General features: G+C 63.8%; 20 protein-coding genes and 1 pseudogene. 12 read left to right on the forward strand and 9 right to left on the reverse strand.

The window, feature by feature from the left end; genetic code table 11:
* Entirely contained in the window at positions 1–2,199 is a 2,199-nt protein-coding gene (locus ACVDG8_RS32725) for a YfbK domain-containing protein (protein WP_447252161.1), read from the forward strand.
* 137 nt (positions 2,200–2,336) lie between these two features.
* Positions 2,337–2,609, forward strand: coding sequence for a hypothetical protein (locus tag ACVDG8_RS32730; RefSeq protein WP_447252162.1), 273 nt, complete (start codon positions 2,337–2,339; stop codon positions 2,607–2,609).
* Positions 2,610–2,619: 10 nt separating this feature from the next.
* On the opposite strand, the gene bmt is transcribed toward ACVDG8_RS32730, so the two are convergent.
* The 3 genes from bmt to ACVDG8_RS32745 form a co-directional block, all read right to left on the reverse strand.
* Positions 2,620–3,642, reverse strand: coding sequence for a betaine--homocysteine S-methyltransferase (bmt, locus tag ACVDG8_RS32735; RefSeq protein ID WP_447252163.1), 1,023 nt, complete (start codon positions 3,640–3,642; stop codon positions 2,620–2,622).
* Positions 3,643–3,730: 88 nt separating this feature from the next.
* Entirely contained in the window at positions 3,731–4,333 is a 603-nt protein-coding gene (locus tag ACVDG8_RS32740; protein WP_447252164.1) for a DUF1989 domain-containing protein, read from the reverse strand.
* 73 nt (positions 4,334–4,406) lie between these two features.
* Positions 4,407–5,264, reverse strand: a complete 858-nt coding sequence (locus ACVDG8_RS32745) for a helix-turn-helix domain-containing protein (RefSeq protein ID WP_447252165.1) — start codon at positions 5,262–5,264, stop codon at positions 4,407–4,409.
* 230 nt (positions 5,265–5,494) lie between these two features.
* Between ACVDG8_RS32745 and ACVDG8_RS32750 the strand changes: the two are divergent.
* Positions 5,495–6,515 (forward strand): annotated as a pseudogene (locus tag ACVDG8_RS32750) (fatty acid desaturase).
* A gap of 93 nt (positions 6,516–6,608) precedes the next feature.
* Positions 6,609–7,436: a phosphate/phosphite/phosphonate ABC transporter substrate-binding protein gene (locus ACVDG8_RS32755; protein ID WP_447252166.1), complete on the forward strand. Its 828-nt coding sequence runs from the start codon at positions 6,609–6,611 to the stop codon at positions 7,434–7,436.
* Here ACVDG8_RS32755 and ACVDG8_RS32760 read toward each other — a convergent pair.
* The 4 genes from ACVDG8_RS32760 to ACVDG8_RS32775 all read right to left on the reverse strand — a co-directional run bounded on the left by ACVDG8_RS32760 (position 7,401) and on the right by ACVDG8_RS32775 (position 14,002).
* Positions 7,401–8,753 carry a M24 family metallopeptidase gene (locus tag ACVDG8_RS32760; protein WP_447252167.1) on the reverse strand — a complete coding sequence of 451 codons (1,353 nt, stop codon included), beginning with the start codon at positions 8,751–8,753 and terminating at the stop codon, positions 7,401–7,403. The two genes, ACVDG8_RS32755 and ACVDG8_RS32760, sit on opposite strands and share 36 nt — an antisense overlap.
* 9 nt (positions 8,754–8,762) lie before the next feature.
* Entirely contained in the window at positions 8,763–11,333 is a 2,571-nt protein-coding gene (locus tag ACVDG8_RS32765; protein ID WP_447252168.1) for a GcvT family protein, read from the reverse strand.
* Positions 11,330–11,815 carry an endonuclease domain-containing protein gene (locus tag ACVDG8_RS32770; protein WP_447252169.1) on the reverse strand — a complete coding sequence of 162 codons (486 nt, stop codon included), beginning with the start codon at positions 11,813–11,815 and terminating at the stop codon, positions 11,330–11,332. Before ACVDG8_RS32770 ends, ACVDG8_RS32765 begins: the two co-directional genes overlap by 4 nt.
* 609 nt (positions 11,816–12,424) lie before the next feature.
* A complete protein-coding gene (locus ACVDG8_RS32775) occupies positions 12,425–14,002 on the reverse strand; it encodes a trimethylamine methyltransferase family protein (protein ID WP_447252170.1) in 1,578 nt (525 codons plus the stop codon).
* A 197-nt stretch (positions 14,003–14,199) separates the two neighbouring features.
* Between ACVDG8_RS32775 and ACVDG8_RS32780 the strand changes: the two genes are divergently transcribed.
* From ACVDG8_RS32780 to ACVDG8_RS32805, 6 genes are all read left to right on the forward strand, one after another.
* Positions 14,200–15,372 carry an MFS transporter gene (locus ACVDG8_RS32780; RefSeq protein WP_447252171.1) on the forward strand — a complete coding sequence of 391 codons (1,173 nt, stop codon included), beginning with the start codon at positions 14,200–14,202 and terminating at the stop codon, positions 15,370–15,372.
* Positions 15,373–15,445: 73 nt separating this feature from the next.
* Entirely contained in the window at positions 15,446–16,606 is a 1,161-nt protein-coding gene (locus ACVDG8_RS32785) for an MFS transporter (RefSeq protein ID WP_447252172.1), read from the forward strand.
* Positions 16,607–16,692: 86 nt separating this feature from the next.
* Positions 16,693–18,759, forward strand: coding sequence for a prolyl oligopeptidase family serine peptidase (locus ACVDG8_RS32790; protein ID WP_447252173.1), 2,067 nt, complete (start codon positions 16,693–16,695; stop codon positions 18,757–18,759).
* Positions 18,760–18,791: 32 nt separating this feature from the next.
* Positions 18,792–18,914: a capsid protein gene (locus tag ACVDG8_RS32795; protein ID WP_447252174.1), complete on the forward strand. Its 123-nt coding sequence runs from the start codon at positions 18,792–18,794 to the stop codon at positions 18,912–18,914.
* Positions 18,915–18,965: 51 nt separating this feature from the next.
* Positions 18,966–20,345: an aspartate aminotransferase family protein gene (locus tag ACVDG8_RS32800; protein ID WP_447252175.1), complete on the forward strand. Its 1,380-nt coding sequence runs from the start codon at positions 18,966–18,968 to the stop codon at positions 20,343–20,345.
* A gap of 188 nt (positions 20,346–20,533) precedes the next feature.
* Positions 20,534–20,833: a hypothetical protein gene (locus ACVDG8_RS32805; protein ID WP_447252176.1), complete on the forward strand. Its 300-nt coding sequence runs from the start codon at positions 20,534–20,536 to the stop codon at positions 20,831–20,833.
* A gap of 291 nt (positions 20,834–21,124) precedes the next feature.
* On the opposite strand, the gene mmsB is transcribed toward ACVDG8_RS32805, so the two are convergent.
* Positions 21,125–22,009: a 3-hydroxyisobutyrate dehydrogenase gene (mmsB, locus tag ACVDG8_RS32810; RefSeq protein ID WP_447252177.1), complete on the reverse strand. Its 885-nt coding sequence runs from the start codon at positions 22,007–22,009 to the stop codon at positions 21,125–21,127.
* Between the two features lie 23 nt (positions 22,010–22,032).
* Entirely contained in the window at positions 22,033–23,199 is a 1,167-nt protein-coding gene (locus tag ACVDG8_RS32815; protein WP_447252178.1) for an isobutyryl-CoA dehydrogenase, read from the reverse strand.
* Between the two features lie 123 nt (positions 23,200–23,322).
* Between ACVDG8_RS32815 and ACVDG8_RS32820 the strand changes: the two genes are divergently transcribed.
* Together ACVDG8_RS32820 and ACVDG8_RS32825 are read left to right on the forward strand one after the other, a co-directional pair.
* Positions 23,323–23,928: a dimethylsulfonioproprionate lyase family protein gene (locus ACVDG8_RS32820; protein ID WP_447252179.1), complete on the forward strand. Its 606-nt coding sequence runs from the start codon at positions 23,323–23,325 to the stop codon at positions 23,926–23,928.
* A complete protein-coding gene (locus tag ACVDG8_RS32825; protein ID WP_447252180.1) occupies positions 23,928–25,397 on the forward strand; it encodes a cobyric acid synthase in 1,470 nt (489 codons plus the stop codon). The genes ACVDG8_RS32820 and ACVDG8_RS32825 overlap by 1 nt, the downstream gene beginning before the upstream one ends.
* Positions 25,398–25,467: the final 70 nt, after the last annotated feature.

Raw genomic sequence — 25,467 nt, forward strand, 5'->3', positions numbered from 1 at the left:
ATGGTCGACGACAACGAACTCGAAAGGCTGCGTGATCTCGCAGTGCCGGCGCCGGGTAGCGAAGCGAAGGCGCGCGCGTTCTCTGCCGCCATGCAGGCTTTCGACCTCGACGAAAATATTTCAACTGCCGCCCAAGGATCGGCGACAGGCCTTCGTCTCACGGAGCGAGCACACAAGCTCTGGAGAGAAATCATGCAACGGAAACTCATTGCCACGCCGGCCATCACCGCGCTGGTCGCGCTGCCTATTGCTGGATATGCCGCTTTCGAGATGTTGAAAGAGCAGCCGCCGGTCATCGTCGACAACGGCAAGATCACCGAAACGACTGCAGACAAGCCCGTCGCGCCGAAGCCTGCGGCGCAGAAGTCCGCGCCGGAGCAGCCGGCGATCAACGAGCCCCTGGCGGCGGCGCCCGCCAAGGAGAAGAAGACCGACGCCGGGGCCCCGGCCAATTCACAGGTGGCAACGCCACCCAAGCCGGCGACGGAAGTCGACAGCCTGCTCAAGCAGGAGGTCGCGCCCGAGGCTTTGCCCGCTCCGCCACCCGCCTCACTGCAGAGCGGTCAGCTTGCGGCCGGCGGCAAGGACGGGTCGCGTCCCAGGGTGGTCATGAACTTCAAGTCACAATCACAAGATGAAGCTGCGAGGGCCGACCAGGCGCCGGCAGGGCAGGCTGCTGCGACGCCGGCGCCTCCTCCTGCAATGGTCAATTCCAAGCTGATGGTTGAGCCCGCACCCATGCCGTCCGACCAGATGCAGCCGCAGGAGGAAAACCGCAGCCGCATCGAGACCTTCAAGACCAACCCGGTGCATGAAACCGCGCAGGATCCGGTCTCGACCTTCTCGATCGATGTCGATACGGCGTCCTATTCCTTCGTGCGCCGTTCGCTGAAGGAAGGCGCCCTGCCGGACCCCGATACGGTCCGCGTCGAGGAGATGGTCAATTACTTCCCCTATGACTGGAAGGGTCCGGATTCGGCCAAGACGCCGTTCAACTCGACGGTCACCGTCATGCCGACGCCGTGGAATGAGCACACCAAGCTCATGCATGTCGCGATCAAAGGTTTCGACGTGAAGCCGGCCGAGCAGCCGAAGGCCAATCTGGTCTTCCTGATCGACGTCTCAGGCTCGATGGACGAGCCGGACAAGCTGCCGCTGCTGAAGTCGGCCTTTCGGCTGCTGGTCAACAAGCTCAAGGCCGACGACACCGTCTCGATCGTCACCTATGCGGGCAATGCCGGCACGGTGTTGATGCCGACCAAGGCGTCGGACAAGCAGAAGATTTTGTCCGCCATCGACAATCTCGAGCCGGGGGGTTCGACAGCCGGCGAGGAAGGCATTCGCGAGGCCTACAAGCTTGCCCAACAATCCTTCGTCAAGGACGGCGTCAACCGGGTGATGCTGGCCACCGATGGCGATTTCAATGTCGGCCAGACCGATGACGACGATCTCAAGCGTCTCATCGAGACAGAGCGCAAGACCGGCGTGTTCCTGTCGGTGTTCGGCTTCGGCCGCGACAACCTCAACGACCAGATGATGCAGACCATCGCCCAGAACGGCAACGGCACGGCCGCTTATATCGACACGCTGGCCGAGGCGCAGAAGGTGCTGGTCGACGATGCGTCCTCGACGCTGTTCACCATCGCCAAGGACGTCAAGATCCAGGTCGAGTTCAACCCCGCTATGGTGTCGGAGTATCGGCTGGTCGGCTACGAGACCCGTGCGCTCAATCGCGAGGACTTCAACAACGACCGCGTCGACGCCGGCGATATCGGCTCGGGCCATGCGGTGACGGCGATCTACGAGATCACGCCGAAAGGCAGCGGCGGCGAGCAGGTCGATCCGTTGCGCTACGGCCAGGCCAAGGTCGACAATGGCGGCATTGCCAATGCCGGCGAATATGCCTTCGTCAAGATCCGCTACAAGCTGCCGGACGAGAATGTCTCGAAGCTGATCACCACGCCGGTGACGGCCGCCAACGAGGTGGCGTCCTTCGACCAGGCCGGCACCGACCAACGCTTCTCGGTTGCTGTCGCGGCTTTCGGCCAGAAGCTGCGTGACGAGGACCAGACGGCGAATTTCGGTTACGACCGGATCGCCGAGATCGCCAACGCGGCGCGTGGCGCCGATCCGTTCGGCTACAGGGCCGAGTTCCTGTCGCTGGTACGGCTGGCTTCATCGCTGGGCGCTGCCAAATAAAGCTTTTTGCATCGAGCGAGAGGCCGGCGGAAGAATCCCGCCGGCCTCTCTGCGATCGTTAAATTGCGCGGCTTTTCCGGAACCTGATCGCAATGACCCCCTGTTAGTCACTGCTGACAGGGTTTGAGGGCATAGCAGTGCATATCACGACGACCGGGAACGCGAATTCAACGGCGGCGAACGCGCCGATACGCAGAGAGGCCGCGCCGTCGGCGGAATCCACGCGCATCAGGAATGACGTCGACGCGGCCCGCAACACGGCGCTCTCGGCGCTGAACAATGACCGCTTCCATTCGATGCTGGAGCAGATCAGCGATCCGCGTTCGTCGGGCGCATTGGTGACGATGAGCGCCGACAATGGCGCCGATCTCAACACCGCGCTGTCGCGCTACGCCGAAAACAGCAAGTAGAAACCCGCTATCAGGCGCGGCCGCGCCGGCGCTCGCGACGCGCCTCGCTGGTCTCGGCGATATTTGCCGTCGCTACCTTGTTGCGCATCGGGCCGATGCGCTCGACGATCGTCTCGACGGTCGGGCGGTCAGCCTTGGTATGCGCGTCCAGCGCCTTGCGCATGGCGGCGAGATGAGCGAACGACGTGCCGCAGCAGCCGCCGACGATCCTTGCGCCGCCATCGACCGCCAGCCTGACATAGTCGGCCATCAATTCCGGCGTGCCGGAATAATGGATTTCGGTGCCGCGGAATTCGGGAATGCCGCAATTGCCTTTGACGATGACGGTCGCTTCCGGCTTGGCCTCGGTCATGTCGAGCAGCGAAGCCAGGATGTCGGAAGCACCGACGCCGCAATTGGCGCCGACGCCGAGCGGCGCCTGCGACAGCCCATCGACGACGCCATGGATATCCTTCGGCAGCAGCCCCATCATGGTGCGGCCGGCGGTGTCGAAGGAGCCGGTGTAGGTGTAGGGCAGGCCGACTCGGATCGCGGCTTCGGCGGCAGCGCGGATTTCGTCGGGCGCCGACATGGTTTCGATCCAGGCGACTTCGGCGCCGCCCGCCTTCAGGCCTTCGATCTGTTCGACAAAGGCGTCGACCGCCTCGTCATAGGTCATGGCGCCGAGCGGCACCAGCAACTCGCCCGTCGGGCCGACCGAGCCGGCGACGATCACCTTGCGGCCGGCCTTGTCGGCGACATCGCGGGCGATTTCGGCGGCGCGCTTGTTCAGTTCGAAAACACGGTCCTGCGCATGATGCAGCTTCAGGCGGTGGCGGGTGCCGCCGAAGGAGTTGGTGAGGATGATGTCGGCGCCGGCATCGACGAAATTTTCGTGCAGGCTGGTGATGGTGTCCGGCGCGGTATCGTTGAGCAGCTCCGGCGCTTCGCCGGCTTCCAGACCCATGGCGAACAGATTGGTGCCGGTGGCGCCGTCGGCCAGAAGCACGCCCTTTTCGGCAAGCAGCGCATCGATCGGATTGGTCGCGGTCATGGCTATAGCTTTCGTGTCCGGAATTGGAATAAGGATATAAAGAAGTCTTTATGTCCAGTCAACGAATTTGCAACCGCATTCGCCTGCTTTACGCAGCCGGAATGATCTCGACCTCGATCTCGGTGCAGGCATCGCCATTGGTCGGGTGGTGGTCGACCGAGCAAGCGGTGACGACGAGCAGGAGGTCCTGCTCGGCGCGCACGGTGACATAGCCGCCGGGCGGATTGATCGAGGCCTCGACCACGAGCGTGCCGTCCCGCTGCGGCAGGGAGTTCTGGAACAGATCGACCGGGTCGGGCGCGAAGGGCAACTCGATACCTTCGCCGGCAAGAGCCTTCATCAGATTGTCGCGGCAGTTCGCGTGGTTCGGCAAGCCGGCCCGCTCGTAAAGCGCGCTGTCGCAGGCCGGGTAGAGCATGTCATGTGGTCCAGGCGAAGCGTCCTCGATCAGCGTCAGCATGATCTTGCCGGCGGCGCTGTAGAAATGATCGCCCGGCTTCGGGAACAGCCGCTCGACGATGTCGCGTGTCTGCGAGGTGCTCAGCCAGTCGAGTTTTTCCCCGGTCGAGAAGGCCCAGAGGTCGGAGACCTGCTGGCCCTTGGGGTCGATGACGCGGATGAGATCGCCGCGCTTGACGCGTATGGCGCGGCCTGACTGCGGAGGAACGACGATGCGACCTTTGTCTTGCATGGATTTCCCTGAAACGATGAACATCCGGCCCTTGCACGGGCCGGTCCTGCCAGCATGGCAGCGACGGCGGCGGTCAGACAGTGCCTGACGGGAACGACATGCCGGCCAGCTTGCGCGCAAAGCTTGCTGCCTCATGGGGGTTGATGTCGGCGGCACGGATCAGATTATCGAAATGCTGGGTCAGTGCCTGGACCGGCTGCGTGGCGTTCAGCACGACATACATGTCGCCAACATAGATGGCGGCGCGGAAGGGGCCGAAGATGGTCAGCGGGATGGAGTAGCGCATGCGGCCGTCATAGAGGAACAGACGGAAGGTCGGGTAGAGATCGTCAAGCAGCGTCGCCATGTGATCAAGCTGCTGCCGCCGATCAGCCTCTGGAAACCGGTCCCAGACGCCGAGACCGCGCGCGAAGATCTCCAGCGTGTGGCGCGGCATGCAGACCTCCATGTCGGTCTCCGGACGCCGGTTGTACTCGATGCGGTATTGCGTCTCGCTGGCCTGCTGCAGACGGCTCCTGTTGGTGATGTTGGCCTCGTAGTCGACCAACGCGTGGGTGCGCAGAAGATCGGGGATGCCGGCCGGCACGTAGCGGATCTTGGTGCCGGCGGCCTCGGCGAACCACTTGGCCAGCAGCGTGCGGTCGAAACCGTCCGGCGCTTCCTCGATCTCCAGGCTCTCGCGGATTTCGCCGGTGACGCCTTCGTCCTGGCTGAGGCCAAGCAGCCAGTCGAGCGAGACCTTGAACTCGGCGGCGATGTTGAGCAGCGTTTCGGCGCGGGGCAGGCGGGTCGAGGCGCCGGACAAAAGCTGCGATAGCGCCGAGCGGTCGATGCCGACCGCTGTCGCGAACCCTGACTGGTTGAGATCGGACCGTGTCAGGAGGAGCTTCAGGCGCTCCCGGAAGATTGTCGACAGGTCACGTTTGTCCATGGCCTTGCTCCCGCTGCGAGGAGGATAAATTTGCGCCGAGATGAGGTAGAAAGACGTCTCAGGCGTAAATAAATCCCTAAGGTTGTTCACAATGTACAACATATGCGGCCAAAAATGCGCAATCGCAACATTTTGTGCACTTTGTCGCGTTGAGTGGAATCGTTTCTCCTGACATTATGTTGTCAGGAACCAGTTGGGGTTCCGGCGACTGAGGGGCAGTGGTCGATAGCATGACAAGCAGTGCAGGCAAGAGCATCCGTCGAAGCAACAAGCCGGCCATCGAGTGGCCGACCGTGGTCCTCGCTCTCTTCTGCTACGGCACATGGTTCGCCTCCGGCTTTTTCCTTTGGCCATCCTATCCCATCCTCACGCTGGCCGTTATGGCCCTGACGCTGGCGCTGCAGTCATCGATCATGCACGAAGTGCTGCATGGCCATCCGACGCGCAACGCCCTGGTCAATGAGGCTTTCGTTTTCCTGCCGGTCGGCCTCACCTGGCCCTTCCGCCGCTTCAAGACCATTCACCTTCGCCATCATGCCGATGAGCGGCTGACCGATCCGCTCGACGATCCCGAGAGCTATTACCAGGCGCTCTGGATGCACGAGGAAATGCCGTCGTGGATGAAGTTCCTGCTCAAGGTCAACAACACGATGATTGGCCGGCTGGTGCTCGGCCCGTGGCTGTCCTGCATCGGCTTCTTTATCGACGACGCCAAGCATGTGATTGCCGGCGACAAGGCGATCCGCAAGGCCTGGCTGCTGCATGCGATCGGTCTCGCTTTTGTGCTGCCGGTCGTCCAGTTCGGTTTTGGCATGCCGCTTTGGCTCTACCTTCTGGTGCCGGTGTGGCTCGGCCAGTCGCTGATCTCGATCTCGCACCTACGCCGAGCATCAATGGTCCGAGCATCCGGAAGGGCGCACGGTGATCGTCGAGCGCTCGCCGCTGTCGTTCCTGTTCCTGAACAACAATCTGCACTTCGTCCACCACAAGACCCCGACGGTCGCCTGGTACAGGCTGCCGAAGCTGTTTCGCGACCGTCGCGACGAGTGGCTGCGGATGAACAATGGCTATGCCTATCCGAACTATTTCGCGCTGCTCAAGGCGTATGCCTTCAAGGCGAAGGAGCCGATCGTGCATCCGGCGTTGCGACGCACACCGGAGCCAGGCCGGGCTTTCAAGCCGCGCGTCAGGGCGCGCAGCATCAGTGGGCTCGGCAGCGCGCCGGTGCCGGCCGAGCCGCCCAAGGAGTAGTCCCGGACATCCCCGGGACCCCGTGTCGGCCAATTCTGATTGGACGCCGCGTTTTTGCGATCCTTTCTCCAGACATGATGATTGAGTGTCGGCATGAGTGAATTGATTGCGGCTCTGCCGATGTATGACTGGCCCGAAATGCGCGGCGAGGTCGACGCACAATGGGCGCTGCTGCGCGATGCCTTCCGGCAAAAAGGTATCGAAGCGCCGCAGACGATCGTGCGTCGCAACGGTGACCTGCCGGCTGTGCCCGGCGGCATCCACGATGCCGAGGGAAAGATCATTGCTCCGGACCCGGCGACATTGCCTCCGGACGAACTCGACTTCCACAAATTATGGCTGCATCCGGCGCTGCTGTTTGCGCAGACCTGCTGGGGGCCGATGGAGCTCGGCCTGGCCGACCATGTGCAGGTGGTCGGCCAGCCGAGCTATGACGCTTATGAGGGCGGGCAGGGCGAACTCTATTCGAGCGCGCTGGTGATGCGGACAGGCGAGGGGCCGGAGGTTCGCTCGCCCGCGGACGGCAAGGCGTCGCTGCCGCTCGATCTCATCCGTGGCAAGCGCTTCACCTTCAACAGTCTCGATTCCATGTCCGGCATCATTGCGCTGACGCGCGACCTTCTAGCGGTGGGTGAGAGCCTCGACATCTTTTCATCGCGCAGCGAAAGCGGCGGCCATCGCGGTTCGATCGTCGCCGTCGCCGAGGGCAAAGCGGATGTCGCCGCGATCGACTGCGAAAGCTGGGCGCTGGCGCAGCGTTTCGAGCCGGCGGCGCGCAAGGTCGTGGTCGTCGGCTGGGCGGCGCGGCGCAAAGGCCTGCCCTATATCACCGCCAGGACGACGCCGGATAAGACCGTACGGGCAATGCGCGAGGCCTTGGCCGGATTAGCCGAGCAGCCTCGCATCCAGCGGGTAGGTTGAAAGCTGCTCGTTGCCGGTTTCGGTGATCAGGATCTGCTCTTCGATCTTGACACCCTCGCGTCCACCCAGCCTGCCGATATAGCTTTCCACGCACAGCACCATGCCGGGTTCCAGCACGCCGTCCGGCGTGTCGGTTGTCCAGTCGCTGGCATGCGGCAGCGTCGGGTATTCGTCGGCCAGACCAACGCCGTGATAAAGCACGCCGTAGCGGGTAGGGAAGCAGTCACCCGGCGGCACGACGGAGCGTTCGACAAGATCGCGGAACGAGACGCCAGGCTGCATCAGCTCGGTGTTGTGCGCGATCTGGTCGGCGGCGATGCGGAACAGGTCGCGCTGCTCGTTGGACGGTTGCTTGTCTCCGCACAGCCAGGTGCGTGAAAGGTCGGCGCAAAAACCGTAAGGGCCGATCAGGTCGGTGTCGAAAGCGACAAGGTCGCCGTTCTCGATCACCCGCGAGGAGCATTCCTGGAACCATGGATTGGTGCGCGGACCTGACGCCAGCAGCCGGGTCTCGATCCATTCGCCGCCGCGCGCGATGTTGCCGCGATGCAGTTCGGCCCACAATTCGTTCTCGGAGATGCCCGGCTTCAGCACGGCTTCCATCTCGCCCATCGCCGCCTCGCAGGCGACGATCGAACGACGCATGGCCAGGATTTCGTCCGGCGACTTGATCAGCCGCGCGTTCTCCATGACGGCTTCGCCATTGCCGATGGAGACGCCAAGACGGGCGAGTTCCTCGACGCCTTCCGGATTGATGTGGTCGACGGCGATGCGGCTGTTGCCGCCATGTTCCCTGACCAGATCGGCGATGCCGGCGGCCCAGCGGCGGACCTTCTGCTCGGTCAGCTCGCCGCTGTAGAGATACATCCACGATACCGCCGGCCGTACCTCGTCGACGACGCCGGAATGATCGGACAGATGCTCGCAGGAGAAATAGTCGAACAGCACCACAGGCCCTTCGGTGGCGACGAAACAATGCCGGGTCGGGTTGTGCGCGACCCACAGCTGCATGTTCGTCGAGTCGGTGGCGTAGCGGATGTTGACCGGGTCGTAGAGCAGGGCGCCGGCATAGCCGCGGCGCTTCAGCTCGGCGCGGATGCGCCGCAGCCGGTATTTTCGCATCGCCGGAAGATCGGGCGCGGCTATGCCTACCGCGGCCCACTCGGCTTGCGCCTGCTCACCATAGCCAAGCACATGCTGGTTGAGCGCGGCGGCCTTCTCACGCGAAGCCTCGCGCAACGCCTCGATCGAGCCGGGTTCGAACGGCATGATCTTGCGGTGGCGGCCGAAGCCGCCCTTTGGCGCTGCGCTGTCCACGATCGAACTTCAGCTCCGCATCTTCTCGCCGCTCGGGTCGAAGGGCGCCTCGACATTGATGCGGGCCGGACGCCGATGTCCGAGGATCTCGATCTCGAACAGTCCGGCACTTTCGTCCTCGGCAAGGGCTGCCGGCACGTAGCCTTGCGCCATCGACTTCTGGACGTAATGCGCATAGCCGCCCGACGTCACCCAGCCGACCACGCGCCACTCACCGTCGACGATGCCGCGCACGGCGGACGCGCCTTCGGCGGCCTTGGAGCCGCGCACTTCCTTGCCCGCCATATCGAAGCGCGGCGCGCCGTAGCCATGCGGCTTTTCCACCGTGCCATAGTCCTTGCCGACCTTGGCCCAGATCGGCTCGTCGCCCATCACGTCGGCATCGGTCGCATCGACTATGAAGGAAACGCGGCGCAGTTTCGGACCTTCCGTCTGTTCTTTGGCGGCGGCTTCGCGGCCGATAAAATCGTTCTTCTCGAGCTTGATGAAGCGGTCCATCGAGCCTTCGAACGGGCCGTAGATCGGGCGCAGCTCACGGAACCAGGTCGGGAAGTTCTTTTCGAGGCGCATCGACAGCAGCGCGCGCATGCCGAAATCGACCAGGCCGAACTCTTCACCGGCGTCCTTGATCGCCTTGTAGACCAGGCGCTCATAGGCCGGCGCCATCCAGATCTCATAGCCGAGATCGCCGGTATAGGTGATGCGGTTGACCAGGCAGGGTGCGCCGCCGACCGCCATCTCGCGGAAATCCATGAAGCGGAAGGCCTTGGTCGAGACGTCGACATCGACCAGCTTCTGCAACAGGTCACGCGATTTCGGACCGGCGATCGACAGGCCGACCAGCGTCTGGTCGAAGCGGTGGATGCGCACAGAACCGTCCTTCGGCAGGTGCTTCTCGAACCAGCGCATGTGGTACTTCTGCGCCGCTGACGAGCCCCAGATCATGAAGCGGTCTTCGCCGGCCTTGGCGATGGTGAAGTCGCCGATCAGCTTGCCGAACTCGTTGACCATCGGGGTCAACACGATGCGGCCGACCTTGGGCATGCGGTTGGTCATCAGCCGGTTGAGGAAATCCTCGGCCGCCGGTCCCGACACTTCGTATTTGGCGAAGTTGGCGATCTCGGTGACGCCGACGCGTTCGCGCGTGGCGCGCACTTCCTCGCCGATCGGACCGAAATCGTTGGAACGGTGGAAGGAGACGATGTCCTTGGGCTCCTTGCCCTTCGGCGCGAACCAGAGCGGCGTCTCCAGACCCCAGCTATCGCCCATGACGGCATTGTTGGCGAGCATTGTGTCGTAGAGCGGTGTCGTCTGCGCCGGACGCGCGGCCGGCAGTTCCTCGTTCGGGAAGCGGATCGAGAAGCGGCGCGAATAGTTTTCGCGCACCTTGGCGTTGGTGTAGCGCAGGCCGGCCCATTCGCCGAAGCGGGCGACGTCCATGCCCCAGACGTCGAAGCCCGGATCGCCATGCACCATCCAGTTTGACAGTGCCAGGCCGACGCCGCCGCCCTGGCTGAAGCCGGCCATGACGGCGCAGGCGCACCAGAAATTGGTCAGGCCCTGCACCGGACCGACCAGCGGGTTGCCGTCGAGCGCGAAGGTGAAGGGGCCGTTGATGATCTGCTTGATGCCGGCCTTCTCGATACCGGGGAAATGCTTGAAACCGATTTCCAGCGACGGCGCGATGCGGTCGATGTCGGGCGGCAGGAGTTCGTGGCCGAAATCCCATGGCGTGTTGACCGGCGACCACGGCTTGCAAGCCTTCTCATAAGTGCCGAGCAGGATGCCGTTGCGCTCCTGGCGGGTGTAGATCTCGCCCTTGAAGTCGAGCACGCCGATCATCTCGCGGCCGGTCGACTTGTTGAATTCCTCGACCTCCGGCATTGGCTCGGTGAGCAGGTACATGTGCTCCATGGCCAGCACCGGCAGCTCGACGCCGACCATGCGGCCGATCTCGCGCGCCCATAGGCCGCCGCAGTTGACGACATGCTCGGCGTGGACGGTGCCTTGCTCGGTGACGACGTTCCAAGTGCCGTCCGGCTGCTGGGTGAGATCGACGACGCGGTTGCGCAGCACGATCTCGGCGCCGAGTTTCTTAGCCGCCTTGGAGTAGGCGATGGTGGTGCCCGAAGGGTCGAGATGGCCCTCGACCGGATCCCACATGGCGCCCACGAAGTTCGTCTCGTCCATCAGCGGGAACATCGCCTTGGCTTCCGACGGCGTGATCAGCTCGGTGTCCATGCCGAGATAGCGGCCCTTGGCGTGCGCCAGCCGCAGGAAGTCCATGCGCTCGGGCGTATCGGCCATCATGACGCCGCCGGTGAGGTGCAGCGAGCAGGACTGTCCGGAAATCTCCTCGATTTCCTTGTAGAGCTGCACGGTATAGGCCTGCAGCTTGGCGACGTTCGGGTCGCCGTTCAGCGTGTGGAAGCCGCCCGCCGCATGCCAGGACGAGCCGGAGGTGAGCTCCGAACGCTCGATCAGCATGATGTCGGTCCAGCCGGCCTTGGCCAGGTGATAGAGCACCGAGCAGCCAACGACGCCGCCGCCGATGACAACCGCTTTTACATGGGATTTCATGAAGATAGGTCCGTTTTTGAAAATACTGAATCGAGTGATTTGGGTGTGAAAACAAAGCGGAGATCAGATGCCGCGATGTTTTCGGCCAGCCTGCCATCGAGCGCGGCAAGGATGGTTTCACAGACGGAAGTACGATGTTTCAGAACGTCATGGTTCCAGACACGCATGATCGAATAGCCCTGAGACTGCATGAAGTCGTCGCGGCGGCGGTCATATGAACTGTCGGCGTGTTGATGGCCGTCGATTTCCACGACGAGCCAACGCTCGCGGCAAGCGAAGTCGGCAAAAAACGGGCCGATGGAAAACTGGCGCGTAAATCGATGGCCACCAAGCTTGCGTGCCTTCAGTTCGAGCCAAAGCAACGCTTCCGCTTGGTTGCCTGATTGCCGAAGGTTCCGCGCTCGCTTCGTTGTTCCCGTTCTGCGGCGGCTACGCGTTTCGTGAGCGCCTTCCCCCACTCCGTCGCCGCTTCGCGGCGCCACTCTCCCCTCCGGAGGGAGAGGAAGGGAGCCAGCCTGCATAAGTTCGCGCCCTTCCTCTCCCCCGTCGATCGGGGGAGAGGTGTCAAGCGAAGGTTGACGGAGTGGGGGTCGACCGTTCATCGAAGCCGCCTGATTGCCTGATTGTCGAAGGTTGCGCGCTCGCTTTGTTGTGCCCGTTTTGCGGCGACTGCGTGTTTGACCAGCGGCTTCCCCCACTCCGTCGCCGCTTCGCGGCGCCACCTCTCCCCTCCGGAGGGAGAGGAAGGGAGCCAGCCTGCATAAGTTCGCGCCCTTCCTCTCCCCGTCGATCGGGGGAGAGGTGTCAAGCGAAGGTTGACGGAGTGGGGGTCGACCGCTCATCGAAGCCGCCTGATTGCCTGATTGTCGAAGATTGCGCGCCGGCTTTGTTGTGCCCGTTTTGCGGCGACCGCGTGTTTGACCAGCGGCTTCCCCCACTCCGTCGCCGCTTCGCGGCGCCACCTCCCCTCCGGAGGGAGAGGAAAGGAGCCCGCCTGGCTAAGTTCACGCCCTTCCTCTCCCCCGTCGATAGGGGAGAGGTGTCAAGCGAAGCTCGACGGAGTGGGGGTCGACTGCTCATCGCCAACATTATCAGAAGTCGGTCGGCGCGCCGCCTTCGGCCGTGCGCTTCTGGACGAAGTCGTTGAGCTCCTCGCGGATCGCCGGATCCATGTAGGGCTCGTCATAGGATGCCAGCCGTTCCTTCCAGACCTTGTTGGCCTTTTCCAGCGCGGTCGGCGAGCCGGCTTCCGCCCAGGTCTCGAAATTGCGCCAGTCGGACAGGATCGGCGAGTAGAAGGCGGTCTTGTAGCGGTCCTGCGTGTGCTGGGTGCCGAAGAAGTGGCCGCCGGGGCCGACCGACTGGATGGCGTTGAAGCCGAGCGCCTCTTCGGAAAGGTCGAGCGGGGTGAGGAATTCGGCCACCATCTGCAGCAGGTCGATGTCCAGGATGGTCTTCTCATAAGAGCAGCGCAGGCCGCCTTCGAGCCAGCCGGCGCCGTGCATCATCAAATTGCCGCCGCCCTGGATGGCGCCCCACAGCGAGAACACGCTTTCATACGCCGCCTGCGCGTCGACCGTGTTGGCGGCGCAGGTGTTGGAGGTGCGGTAGGGGATGTTGTAGCGGCGGGCGAGCTGGCCTCCGACAAGCTGCGCCTTCATGTATTCGGGCGTGCCGAAGGCCGGTGATCCCGATTTCATGTCGACATTGGAGGTGAAGCCGCCATAGCCGACGGGCGCGCCCTTTTTCACCATTTGCGCGAAGGCAATGCCCGACAGCGCCTCGGCATTCTGCTGCACCAGTGCGCCGGCGATGGTCACCGGTGCCATGGCGCCCGACAGCGTGAAGGGCGTGACGATGACGACCTGGCCCTTGCTCGACATCTGGATGATGCCTTCCATCATCGGCACGTCGAGCTTGAGCGGCGAATTGGTGTTGATGATGGTGAAGACGGACGGCTCTTCCAGCATCTGCTCATGGCTGATGCCGCGCGCGATGCGGGTGATCTCGATGCCGTCGACGTTACGTTCCTTGCCGAGCGAATAGATGTGGAAGACCTTGTCGGTCAGCGTGGCGAGATCGCGGATGCATTCGAGATGGCGAACCGAGGGGTGGATATCGGTCGGCTCGACGGGATAGCCGCCGGTGCAGTTCAGGATGTTGTGCATCTGCGCCAGGCGCAGGAAGTTGCGGTAGTCGGCCTGGTTGCCGGGGCGGCGACCGCGGTCGAGATCGGAGCAGTTCGGCGCCGAGGCCATCATCGACAGGATCACATTGTTGCCGCCGAAGCGCAGATTGTGCGCCGGGTTGCGGGCATGCAGCGTGAATTCCGATGGGCAGTTCGAGATCAGATCGAGGATCATGTCGCTGTCGAAGCGCACCCGCTCTGAGCCCTCGGTCACGTCGGCGCCATGCGCCTTCATGATGCGGCGGGCCTCGTCATGCAGGACGTCGACGCCGATTTCCCGCAGCACGCGCAGCGAGGCGAGGTGGATCGATTCCAGCTCGTCGTCGGAAACCAGCTTGGTCGGCGTCAGCGGGTTCCTCAGCTGCCGGAAAGCCGGCTGTTCGAAGGCGGCCGAGCCGCCGGCGCGCTTTCCGGCGCGGCCGCCACGGCGGGCGCGGTCGGTTGCCAAAGGCGGTTCGGCTGGTTGCAGGGCGGCAGTCATGGGAGGCCTCGTACGCTTCGATAATGCGCCGGCATAATGGACCGGCGGCTGTCCGGCCATTGCGGAGGCGGCGACCACTAGGACGAGGGAAGCGACATGCCGGAACGGCAGTTTTGCTGGCTTGCCGAATTGCCGCCGCTGAGGCATCCGCATGGCTTTCGCCGTTGATATGGGTGGGGATTGATCCGCGAGCCACAATGACCGCTTCCGCTGAGACCGCCGAAGAACCACCACAATGGGCAGCGCTTGCCGGTGTCACGGCAGCACTCGCCATGTTCGGCGCGGCGCAAGGGTTGAGCTCGCCGCTGTTCACGCTGCTGATGCAGAAGCAGGGGTTTTCACCGGGTTTGATCGGCTTGTCTGCAGCGATGATGCCGGTCGGGCTCATCCTGTCGGCCTCGTTCGTGCCGGCGGCAGTGCGGCTGGTCGGCGCGCGGAACCTGGCGGTCGGCTGCTCGCTGATCGGCGCGCTGTGCTTCCTGGCCATCTTCTATCTGCAGAACTGGGTGGCCTGGTATTTTATCCGGTTCATCATCGGCATCGTCATCAACCCGCTCTATGTGCTGGGCGAAGTCTGGGCGCTGTCGCTGGCGCCGCCGTCGCGGCGCGGGCGCGTCATGGGCGTGTTCAACACGTTGATGGGCGCCGGCTACGCCGCCGGTCCGTTCACGCTGACCCTGCTCGGCACCGAAGGCTGGGCTCCGTTCAGCGTCGGCATCGTCGGCTTCCTGCTCTGCGCCATCATTCTGCGGCTTGTCTCCTCAAAGCTCATCGGGTTCGAGGATGATGGCCAGCCCGCCGGCAGCCTCGTTGGTTTTGCCCAGCTGGCGCCGGCGCTGCTTTTGGCCGTGCTGGTGTCTGCCGCCGTCCAGCAGAGCACTTATGCGCTGGGCCCTGTCTTCGGCGCCGGCTACGGCCTGCCGGAGGCGGCCCTTGCCGCGCTGGTGATGATGCTTTCGCTCGGCAACATCGTGCTGCAGATCCCGCTTGGCCTGCTTGCCGAACGATTTGGCGGCCGGCCGATGATCCTGGCCTGCGCGATCGCGACAACGGCCTGCGCCGTGCTGTTGCCGCTGCTGATCAGGACGCCGCTTGTCTGGGGCGTGCTTCTGGTGATGGGCGCGGTCGGCTACGGCGTCTATACGATGGCTCTGGTCGAACTCGGCAGCCGCTTCAAGGGTACGCTGCTGGTCACCGGCAATTCGGCCTTCGCCTTGCTGTGGGGCGTTGGCGGCATTGTCGGCCCGCCCGGCGCGGGGCTGCTCATGCAAGGCATCGGCTCGCTCGGGCTGCCGGCCGTGATCATCGGCCTCGACGCGACGCTGGTGATCTTCGCGCTCTATCGTTCGCGCCAACGGCGCCACGCCTGACAGGAGCTGACTGGAGCAAGCGCTTTTCGCCTGCGGGGCTTACCGCAGGCGCGGTGACCCGCTAAGTCGCATCATGGATCTTGCGCAGAAGAGCAGCGACGAGACGGTGCAGTGGGCCGCGACCATCGGCGTGATCGCGACCGTTTCCGTTTTTGCCATCGCGCAAGGGCTTTCCTATCCGCTCTTGAGCTTCATCCTGCAACGTCAAGGCGTATCGCCGGCCATCATTGGGCTTTCGGCGGCGATGACGCCGATCGGCTTCATCCTGTCATCGCCGTTGATCCCGGGGCTGGCGCGCCGCTTCGGGGCAGGGCGCACCGCGCTCACCTGTGCGGCGCTGTCGGCGCTGGTGCTGGCGTTGATCGGCTGGACGCAGGACGTCTATCTCTGGTTCCCGCTACGTTTCCTGACCGGCGTGGTGACCAACCCGCTTTACGTTTCGAGCGAGACCTGGGTGATCGCGTTGGCGCCGCCGTCGCGACGCGGGCGGATCATGGGTCTCTATTCGACCATCATTTCGGCCGGCTTCGCCGCCGGCCCGCTCTGCCTTCTGGCCGTCGGCACCGAAGGCTGGGCGCCGTTCCTGGTCGGCATCTTCGCTTTTCTGTTCTGCGGCTGCTGCCTGGCGATGGTGGTTCGACGACTGCCCACGGTCGACGAGACGGGTCACAAGGTTTCGGTTCTGGCTTTCATACCGATGGCGTGGCTGCTGATGTCGGCGGTCGTCGTCGCCGCCGGTTTCGAGCAAGCCATATTGTCCCTGCTTCCGGTCTATGGGACGCACCATGGCATCCCGGAAGCGCGCATGTCGGCGCTGCTGTCGGTGATGATTGCCGGCAACATCGCTATGCAAGTGCCGCTCGGCCTGCTCGCCGAAAGGCTGACAGCACGCCTAGTGCGCTTCGGCTGCGTTGCGGCGACAATCCTGGGGTGCGCGCTTTTGCCGGTGCTGATCGACACGCCGTTGATCTGGCCCTGCCTGTTCATCTGGGGCGCAGTCTCCTATGGCGTCTACACGATGTCGATCATCGAGCTCGGCGAACGGTTCAGCGGCTCGACGCTGGTTGCCGGCAACGCCGCCTTTTCACTGATGTGGGGCCTCGGCGGCATCATCGTGCCGCCGCTCACCGGCAGCGCCATGGACGTCATCGGCACGGCCGGCCTGCCGCTCACGCTCGGCGCAATCTGCGCGGTGCTGGCGGCGGCGACGGTCTTTCGCCGACGGGTCGTGTAAGCGAGAGGCCTTCATCCGTCGCCCTTGAATATCCGTGCAGCGGACGCGATGTAGGCTAAGCCGCCAAATTGAGTCCGGAGATACGTATGACCAGCACGATGAGCAAAACCCAGCCCCAGTTGGCGGCGGAGGATCCCTTCCTCTGGCTGGAGGACCGCAACGGCAAGGAGGCGCTCGACTGGGTTCATCGCCAGAATGCGCTGACGGTCGGCGAATTGCAGGGCGATCCCTCCTACCAGGCAACATTCGAGACCGCGCTCGATCTGATGACGGCCGAGGACAACATGCCGGTTGGGGCAGCACTTGCCGGCTATGTCTATAATTTCTGGCAGGACAAGACCAATGCTCTCGGATTGTGGCGGCGCACGACGGTCGCCTCCTACAAGACCGACAAGCCCGACTGGGAGACGATCATCGACTTCGATGAACTCTCGGCAAAAGAGGGCGTGAAGTGGGTGTTCGGCGGCGCGAGCCGGCTCTATCCCGATTTCGACCGCTGCCTGCTCTCCATGTCGCCCGATGGCGGCGACGCCAGCGAGATGCGTGAGTTCGACATCGCGACCAAAACCTTCGTCGAGGACGGCTTTCGGGCACCGGCCTCGAAGTCGGGCTTTTCCTGGCTGGACAAGGACACGGTGATCGTCTCGGCGGCCTTCGAGGAAGACGACAAGACCCAATCGGGCTATCCGCGCGTCATCAAGCTCTGGCCGCGCGGCACGAAGCTCGAAGACGCGACGCCGATCTTCGAAGCCGAGAAGCAGGATCTCGCGGTCGGTGGCGGCGTCGAGTTCGACGGCGACAAGCGCCATGTGCTGCTTGGCAGGACGATCGACTTCTTCACAGCGCATAGTTTCTTGCGGCTGCCATCGGGCGAGAACAGGCGCATCCCGCTGCCCGACGACGCCACCGATACGGCAATCTTCAAGGGCCAGCTCATCTTCGGCGTGCGCAGCCCGTGGACGGCGCCTGACGGCACGCATTGTCTGCCGGACGGGCTCTATTCCGTCGATTTCGACCGCTGGATCGAAACCGGCAGCTTCGAGCCGGTTGAAACCGTGCTGGAGCCGGCACATCGGGTTTCGATCGCCGGCAGCGCCCGCACGCAGGACCGCCTGTTCATCAACCTGATGGACAATGTGCGCGGCAAGGTGATCGCCTGCGACCGAACGGCCAAGGGCTGGTCGCTGAAGCCGGTGGCATTGCCCGACAACGGCAATGTCGGCATCAGCCATGCCGAGCATTTCGGTTCGAGCGTGTCCTTCTCCTTCACCGATTTCCTGACGCCGAGCTCGATCATCTGGTCTGATGACAATGGCGAAACGCTCAACACGGTGAAGTCGCAGCCGGCCCGCTTCGACGCCTCGCCTTACATTTCCGAGCAATTCGAGGCGCGCTCGAAGGACGGCACGATGATCCCGTATTTCGTCGTCAGGCGGCGCGACCAGAAGGAGCCGGTGCCGGCGCTGCTCTATGGCTATGGCGGCTTCGAAGTGCCGCTGCTGCCGGGCTATGCCGGCATTCGCGGCAGGCTGTGGCTGGACAGGGGCAATGCCTATGTCCAGGCCAACATCCGCGGCGGCGGGGAGTTCGGGCCGGCCTGGCACCAGGCGGCGCTGAAGGGTAAACGCCAGAATGCGTATGACGACTTCGCGGCCGTTGCCGAAGACGTGGTGCGGCGCGGCATCACGACAGCGGCGCAGCTTGGCATCCAGGGCGGCTCGAATGGCGGCCTGCTGACCGGCGTGTCGCTGACGCAACGCCCGGAACTGTTCGGCGCCGTCATCATCGACGTGCCGCTGCTCGACATGCTGCGCTACACCGAACTGCCGCCCGGCGCTTCATGGATCGCCGAATATGGCGACCCGGCGAAGCCGGAGGAGGCTGCCTGGCTTGGCGCCTATTCGCCTTATCAGCATGTCTCGGATGCCGCCTATCCGCCGGTGCTGCTGATGACCTCGACCGCCGACGATCGCGTCCATCCCGGCCATGCCCGCAAGATGGCGGCGCGGCTGCAGGAAATGGGCCACGCCAGGACGCTGCTCTACGAAGAGACGGAGGGAGGCCATGGCGGGCGCGGCGACCGCCGCCCGCAGGCGGCGCAAACGGCGATGCGTTACATGTTCCTGCAGCGAGCGCTGACCGGAACGGCTTGAATTCTAGGCCTGAGGCGGCATAAGCTGCCGTCATGGTCTATATCAGCACATCTGGCGCCTTTGGGGTCGCGGTGACGCCGTCGCCGCGCACGCTGCGCGCGGAGCTTTTGCGGCTGTGCGCCCGCATCGGCTATTCGCCGCCCCGCTTCCTCTGACGAATCCGCTCCCGGCGCTGCCGGATTGATTCAAGAGGAAAGATAAAATCCATGACTTATCAGAATTATTCGCTGAAGCAGCTTCAGCAGATCGACGCCGCGCATCACCTGCATCCTTTCACCGACCACAAGGAATTGCGCGAGACCGGCTCGCGCATCATCACCCATGCCAACGGCCCGTTCATCTATGATGCCGACGGCACCGAAATCCTCGACGGCATGGCGGGCCTTTGGTGCGTCAATGTCGGCTATGGCCGCGACGAGCTGGCCGAGGCCGCTTATGCGCAGATGAAGGAGCTGCCCTACTACAACTCCTTCTTCAAATGCTCGACGCCGACGCCGGTGCTTCTGTCGAAGAAGCTGGCGGAGCTGGCGCCGAAGCATGTCAGCCAGGTGTTTTACGGCTCGTCCGGCTCGGAAGCCAACGACACGGCGCTGCGACTGGTCCGCCATTATTGGGCCTTGGAAGGCAAGCCCGAGAAGAACCGCATTATCTCGCGCAAGTCGGCCTATCACGGTTCGACCGTCGCCGGCACGTCGCTTGGCGGCATGGAGCCGATGCACAAGCAGCTCGGCGGCGCCGTGCCCAACATCGTCCATGTGATGATGCCTTATGCCTATGAACTCGCGCTGCCCGGCGAAAGCGACCATGATTTCGGCATCCGCGCGGCAAAAGCCGTCGAGGACGCGATCCTCGAAGCCGGCGCCGACAAGGTCGCCGCCTTCATCGGCGAGCCGGTGATGGGCGCCGGCGGCGTGAAAATCCCGCCGATGAGCTATTGGCCGGAAGTCGAGCGCATCTGCCGCAAATATGATGTGTTGTTGATGCTGGACGAGGTCATCACCGGCTATGGCCGCACCGGCGAATGGTTCGCGGCGCAGACTTTCGGCGTCGAGGCCGACACCATCACCACCGCCAAGGCGCTGACCTCGGGCTACCAGCCGCTGTCGGCGCTGCTGGTCGGCGACCGCATCGCGGCGACTTTGGTGGAAAAGGGCGGCGAGTTCTATCACGGCTACACCTATTCGGGTCATCCGGTGGCCTGCGCGGTGGCGTTGAAGAACCTCGAGATCATCGAGCGCGAAGGCCTGGTCGAACGCGTCAAGAACGACACCGGTCCCTATTTTGCGCAGGCGCTGCAGGAGCAGCTTGCCGGCCACAGGCTGGTCGGAGAGGTGCGCTCCATCGGCCTGATGGGCGCGATCGAGATCGTCAAGGACAAGGCGACCAAGGAGCGTTACCTGCCGTCGGGAAGTGCTGCCGTCGTGGTGCGCGACCATGCGATCGCACAAGGCCTGATGCTGCGCGCCACCGGCGACACGATGATCCTGTCGCCGCCGCTGATCTGGACGCGCGTCACCATCGACATGGCCTGCGAGCGCATCGCCAAGGCGCTCGATCTCGCCGAGGCGGATTTGCGCAAGCGATAAAACAAAGAGGGCCGGGCGCCTGTTGCTACGTGGCGCCCGGTCCAACTTTCCCGGTATGTCGGGGAACGAATAACCCTTGACGCACTTAGTGTCGGGGGCCGGCCATACCGGCCGCATTGGGGATTTCCATGACAAAGATAAGCAAGAGCCGGCGGTCGCGGGACGTGGCCGCGATAGGCCAGGACTTGATGCTGGCGCCGTTGGTGGCGATGATGCGCCTGCCGCTGATGGCCGCGGAAACCGGCCGAGCCTACAGTCCTGAAACTGCACGCGCAGTGCAGGAGAAAGCCAACGCGGTGGCCGAGGGCGCGTTGGCGGCACAGATGGCGCTGTGGCAGTCGGCGGCGCGCTTCTGGCCCGAGGTTTTTTCAGGCCGCACGCCATCGCTGTTCAACGGCATCGCGGTGGAACGGTCGATCAGTGCGGCGCTGAAGCCCGCCAGCCGCGCTGTGAAGGCAAATTTCCGGCGTTTATCCAGCAAGGCTTAGGGAAGTCGACTGGAAAGACCGCGCAGTATAGCTCCCGGAAAAGCAAAAACCGCGCACCCAACGGGAACGCGGCTTTGCCAGATACGCATGGCGTTTCGCGACGAAGCACTTGCGAAACTAACGGGCTCCGGTACGCGAGACCTGATCCGGAGCGCCGGGCGGATGCGATGTCCGCCTCGAAGTCCGTTTTATAGGCACATCGTTACCGGTGCGTTATCGAGACCTTAAGCAAATCTAAATTTGCCGGCTTCGTGCCGGCTAATTTTCGAAATACCTTTGGAAAGCAGCGGCTTAGCGCGTGTCACCGCGCAGGAAATTAATAATCCCGGAAAAATCGACGCCGGCATGGCCTTGTGCGTTGAACAGCGCGTAAAGCTGCGTCGCCTCGGCGCCCAGGGGCGTTACCGCGCCGGCGCTTTGCGCTGCTTCCTGCGCCAATTTCAGGTCCTTCAGCATCAGCGCCGCGGCAAAACCGGGCTTGTAGTCGCGATTCGCCGGCGATGCCGGAACGGGGCCGGGCACCGGGCAGTAGGTGGTCAACGACCAGCACTGGCCGGAGGAGGTGGAGGCAACGTCGAACAGCGCCTGGTGCGACAGGCCGAGCTTTTCGGCAAGCACGAAGGCTTCGGCGACGCCGATCATCGAGATGCCGAGGATCATGTTGTTGCAGATCTTGGCCGCCTGTCCAGCGCCATCGCCGCCGCAATGGACGATGCGGCCGGCCATCGGTTTCAGGATCGGCTCGGCGGCGGCAAAAGCCGCATCGGAGCCGCCGGCCATGAAGGTGAGGGTGCCGGCGGTGGCGCCGCCAGTGCCGCCGGACACGGGCGCGTCGATCGAGGGTAAGCCGTGCTTGGCGGCAATGGCGTGCGCCTTGCGGGCCGATTCGACGTCGATGGTCGAGGAATCGATGAACAGCGCACCTGGCTTCGCTTTTGGTGCGATGTCTTCATAGACCGACAGCACATGCTTGCCGGCGGGCAGCATGGTAATGACGACGTCGGCCTCTTTTACCGCGGCCAACGCATTGGCCATAACCGTCACGCCATGCTCCCGGGCGACAGTAAGGTTTTCCGGCACAAGGTCGAACCCGTTCACAGCGTGTCCGGCCTTGACCAGATTAGCGGCCATGGGATTGCCCATGTTACCGAGGCCTATGAAGGCGATGGTTGCCATCGTTTTCTCCCGAATGTTTTCTGTCAGCGCCCGATCAACGACCGCGCAATAATGACGCGCATGATCTCGTTGGTGCCCTCGAGGATCTGGTGGACGCGCAGGTCGCGCACCAGCTTTTCGATGCCATAGTCGTGCAGATAGCCATAGCCGCCATGCAGTTGCAGCGCCTGGTTGGCGACGTCGAAGCCGATATCGGTGACGAAACGTTTGGCCATCGCCGACCATTTGCCGGCGTCCGGCGCCTTACGGTCGAGCTTCGAGGCGGCGGCGTAGAGGAAGATGCGCGCCGCCTGCAGCTCGGTCTCCATGTCGGCCAGCCTGAATTGCAGCGCTTGGAACTGGTTGAGCCTCGAGCCGAACGCCTTGCGCTCGCCCGTATAGCCTAGCGCCTTGTCGAGCGCCGATTGCGCGCCGCCCAGCGAACAGGCGGCGATGTTGAGGCGGCCGCCGTCGAGCCCGGCCATGGCGATGCCGAAACCGGCGCCTTCGCCTGAAAGCAGGTTTTGCGCCGGCACCTTGCAGTCCTCGAAGATGACCTGGCGCGTCGACTGCATGTGCCAGCCCATCTTGTGCTCGTTGGCACCGAAGGAGAGGCCAGGCGCGTCCTTCGGTACGACAAAGGTGGATATGCCTTTCGGACCGTCGGCGCCGGTGCGCGCCATGACGACATAAAGATCGCTGTCACCGGCGCCGGAGATGAACTGCTTGGCGCCGTTCAAGACATAGTCGCCGCCGCTTTTCACCGCACGCGTCTTCAGTGCCGCGGCATCCGAGCCGGAACCAGGCTCGGTCAGGCAGTAGCTTGCCAGCCATTCCATCGAGGTCAGCTTCGGCAGGAAGCGCTGCCGCTGCTCATCGCCGCCGAAGCGGTCGATCATCGAGGCCGCCATGTTGTGGATCGAAATGAAGGACGAAAAGGCGGGGTCGGCATGTGCCAGCGCCTCGAAGATCAGCACGGCATCGAGCCTGCCGAGCGCCGAGCCGCCGACATCGTCACGGACGTAGATGCCGCCCAGACCGAGCGGGCCGGTCTCGCGGATCACATCGGCAGGGAAGTGCTTTGCCCGGTCCCAGTCCAGGGCATTGGGAGCAACGCGATCGGCGGCGAAGGCCTGGGCCATCTCCTGGATGGCGCGTTGTTCCTCGTTGAGTTCGAATTGGCCAGTGCCCGCATCGACTGCCGCGTCCATGGCGTGCTCCCTGTCGTTTATCGTTCTTGGCTTTGCGCGCCGCTCAATCTAGACCAATGATGCCGCCGCGCAACCCGGCCGACCGCGGACCGGCTGTGCATGGAATGATAAACGGAGCCGTTTGTGCCGACAATTTTCGATGCGTTGCTCCAGAAATTCCGGATTTATCTCGAGGGCGTTGAAGACCCGGTGGTCAGGGATGCGGTCGCCGGCATCGACTGGGCCATGCCGGCACGTTCACTTGAGCCGCATGGTCTTGCCTGTCTTCGCCATCTCGACCGCATCGCCGAGCTTGCGCCGCCGGCAATCCAGCCACTGACGCAATTCGTCGCCGACAATCGCGACGACTTTTGCTGGGGCCAGACCTATAGCGCCGCCGATTTCGGCCAGGGCTTTATCGACAATTACGGCTGGCTGGAGGTGTTCGGCACGCGCGGGCATTTCGCCAATGACGCGGTCGCGGGCGGTGTGCTGATGCTTGGGGCCGATATCGTCTATCCAGACCATCATCACATCGCCGAGGAGATCTATATCCCGCTGACCGGCGGCACCGCGTGGCGCATGGGCGAGGGCGGCTTCCAGCTTCGCGCCGCCGGCGAGGTGATCCACCACGCGTCCAATGTCAACCACGCCATGCGCACCGGCAAGGAGCCGCTGATGGCGCTCTATATCTGGCGCGGCGGCCCGCTGGCGCAGAAGTCGACCATCGGCTCGGGGGGCAGGAGCTGATGGCCAAGGCGATCATGCTGCAAGGCACTGGCTCCGATGTCGGCAAGACCGTGCTGGTCGCCGGTTTGTGTCGAGCAGCGAGGAATCGCGGGCTGAATGTCAGGCCGTTCAAGCCGCAGAACATGTCGAACAATGCCGCCGTCGCTGACGGCGACAACAGCTCCAGCGGCGGCGAGATCGGCCGTGGACAATGGCTGCAGGCGCTGGCCTGCGGCGTTCGTCCGATGGTGCACATGAACCCGGTGCTGCTCAAGCCGCAGAGCGATATCGGTTCGCAGGTGATCGTGCAGGGCAAGGTGTTCGGCGAGGCGCGGGCGCGCGACTATCAGGCGATGAAGACCAGGCTGATGGACGCCGTTCTGGATTCCTGGGCGAAGGTCGGCGAGGGCGCCGATCTCGTCATCGTCGAGGGCGCTGGATCGCCGGCCGAGATCAATCTGCGTCCCCGCGACATCGCCAATATGGGTTTTGCCACGCGCGCCAACGTGCCGGTGATCCTGGTCGGCGACATCGATCGCGGCGGCGTCATCGCTTCGGTCGCCGGCACCCATCTGATCCTGCCGGAAGACGACCGGCGCATGATCGCCGGCTATCTCATCAACAAGTTCCGTGGCGATGTCTCGCTGTTCGACGATGGCATCAAGGCGATCGGCAGCTTCACCGGATGGCGCTGCTTCGGCGTCGTGCCGTGGCTCAAGGCTGCTTCGCGTCTGCCGTCGGAGGATTCGGTCGTGCTCGAGCGCCTGGCGTCAGGCGAGACGCGGGCGCTGAAAGTGGCCGTGCCGATGCTGGCGCGCATTGCCAATTTCGACGATCTCGATCCGCTCAAGGCCGAGCCCCAGGTCGAGGTGGTGTTCGTGCCGCCGGGCAAGCGGCTGCCGGAGGATGCCGGGCTGGTGATCATTCCCGGCTCGAAGTCGACGATCGGCGACCTGATTAAATTCCGCGAGAATGGCTGGGAACGCGATCTTGCCGCCCACCGCAAGCGCGGTGGTCATGTCGTCGGCATCTGCGGCGGCTACCAGATGCTTGGCCGCACGGTGCACGACCCTGACGGTATCGAGGGCAGCGTGCGGGAGGCGGAAGGCCTCGGCCTGCTCGATATCGAAACGGTGATGGAGCCGGAAAAGACGGTGCGCAACTCAAGCGCCCGCTCGGTGCAGTTCGACCTGCCGCTCGAAGGCTATGAGATCCACCTCGGCCGCACCACCGGTCCCGACACCGCGCGGCCGTCGGCCATCATCGATGGTCTCGAGGACGGCGCGATCTCGGCCGACGGCAAGGTCATGGGGACCTATCTGCATGGGTTGTTTTCGGCCGACGCTTTTCGGGCTGCGTATCTTGAAAGCCTCGGCGTCAAGGGCGGCGGTATCGACTATCGCGCCGAGGTGGAAAAGGCGCTGGACGAGATCGCGGCAGAGCTGGAAACGCATCTCGACTGTGACGCGATTTTCGGGCTGGCGCGGTAGGTTCGCCTGTCGAAGGGCATACGTTTGTGGTTAGCGAAGAACGCCCCTCGGATCGTCATCCTCGGGTCTG

Source organism: Mesorhizobium sp. ORM8.1 (genome assembly GCF_053005525.2).

What these genes read in the sequence shown, in the direction of transcription:
- ACVDG8_RS32725 (WP_447252161.1), top strand. Translation starts at nt 1, where the DNA reads ATGGTCGACGACAACGAACTCGAAAGGCTGCGTGATCTCGCAGTGCCG.
- bmt (WP_447252163.1), bottom strand. Translation starts at nt 3,642, where the DNA reads ATGACCGCGACCAATCCGATCGATGCGCTGCTTGCCGAAAAGGGCGTG.
- ACVDG8_RS32740 (WP_447252164.1), bottom strand. Translation starts at nt 4,333, where the DNA reads ATGCAAGACAAAGGTCGCATCGTCGTTCCTCCGCAGTCAGGCCGCGCC.
- ACVDG8_RS32745 (WP_447252165.1), bottom strand. Translation starts at nt 5,264, where the DNA reads ATGGACAAACGTGACCTGTCGACAATCTTCCGGGAGCGCCTGAAGCTC.
- ACVDG8_RS32755 (WP_447252166.1), top strand. Translation starts at nt 6,609, where the DNA reads ATGAGTGAATTGATTGCGGCTCTGCCGATGTATGACTGGCCCGAAATG.
- ACVDG8_RS32765 (WP_447252168.1), bottom strand. Translation starts at nt 11,333, where the DNA reads ATGAAATCCCATGTAAAAGCGGTTGTCATCGGCGGCGGCGTCGTTGGC.
- ACVDG8_RS32775 (WP_447252170.1), bottom strand. Translation starts at nt 14,002, where the DNA reads ATGACTGCCGCCCTGCAACCAGCCGAACCGCCTTTGGCAACCGACCGC.
- ACVDG8_RS32780 (WP_447252171.1), top strand. Translation starts at nt 14,200, where the DNA reads ATGACCGCTTCCGCTGAGACCGCCGAAGAACCACCACAATGGGCAGCG.
- ACVDG8_RS32785 (WP_447252172.1), top strand. Translation starts at nt 15,446, where the DNA reads ATGGATCTTGCGCAGAAGAGCAGCGACGAGACGGTGCAGTGGGCCGCG.
- ACVDG8_RS32790 (WP_447252173.1), top strand. Translation starts at nt 16,693, where the DNA reads ATGACCAGCACGATGAGCAAAACCCAGCCCCAGTTGGCGGCGGAGGAT.
- ACVDG8_RS32795 (WP_447252174.1), top strand. Translation starts at nt 18,792, where the DNA reads ATGGTCTATATCAGCACATCTGGCGCCTTTGGGGTCGCGGTGACGCCG.
- ACVDG8_RS32800 (WP_447252175.1), top strand. Translation starts at nt 18,966, where the DNA reads ATGACTTATCAGAATTATTCGCTGAAGCAGCTTCAGCAGATCGACGCC.
- ACVDG8_RS32805 (WP_447252176.1), top strand. Translation starts at nt 20,534, where the DNA reads ATGCTGGCGCCGTTGGTGGCGATGATGCGCCTGCCGCTGATGGCCGCG.
- mmsB (WP_447252177.1), bottom strand. Translation starts at nt 22,009, where the DNA reads ATGGCAACCATCGCCTTCATAGGCCTCGGTAACATGGGCAATCCCATG.
- ACVDG8_RS32815 (WP_447252178.1), bottom strand. Translation starts at nt 23,199, where the DNA reads ATGGACGCGGCAGTCGATGCGGGCACTGGCCAATTCGAACTCAACGAG.
- ACVDG8_RS32825 (WP_447252180.1), top strand. Translation starts at nt 23,928, where the DNA reads ATGGCCAAGGCGATCATGCTGCAAGGCACTGGCTCCGATGTCGGCAAG.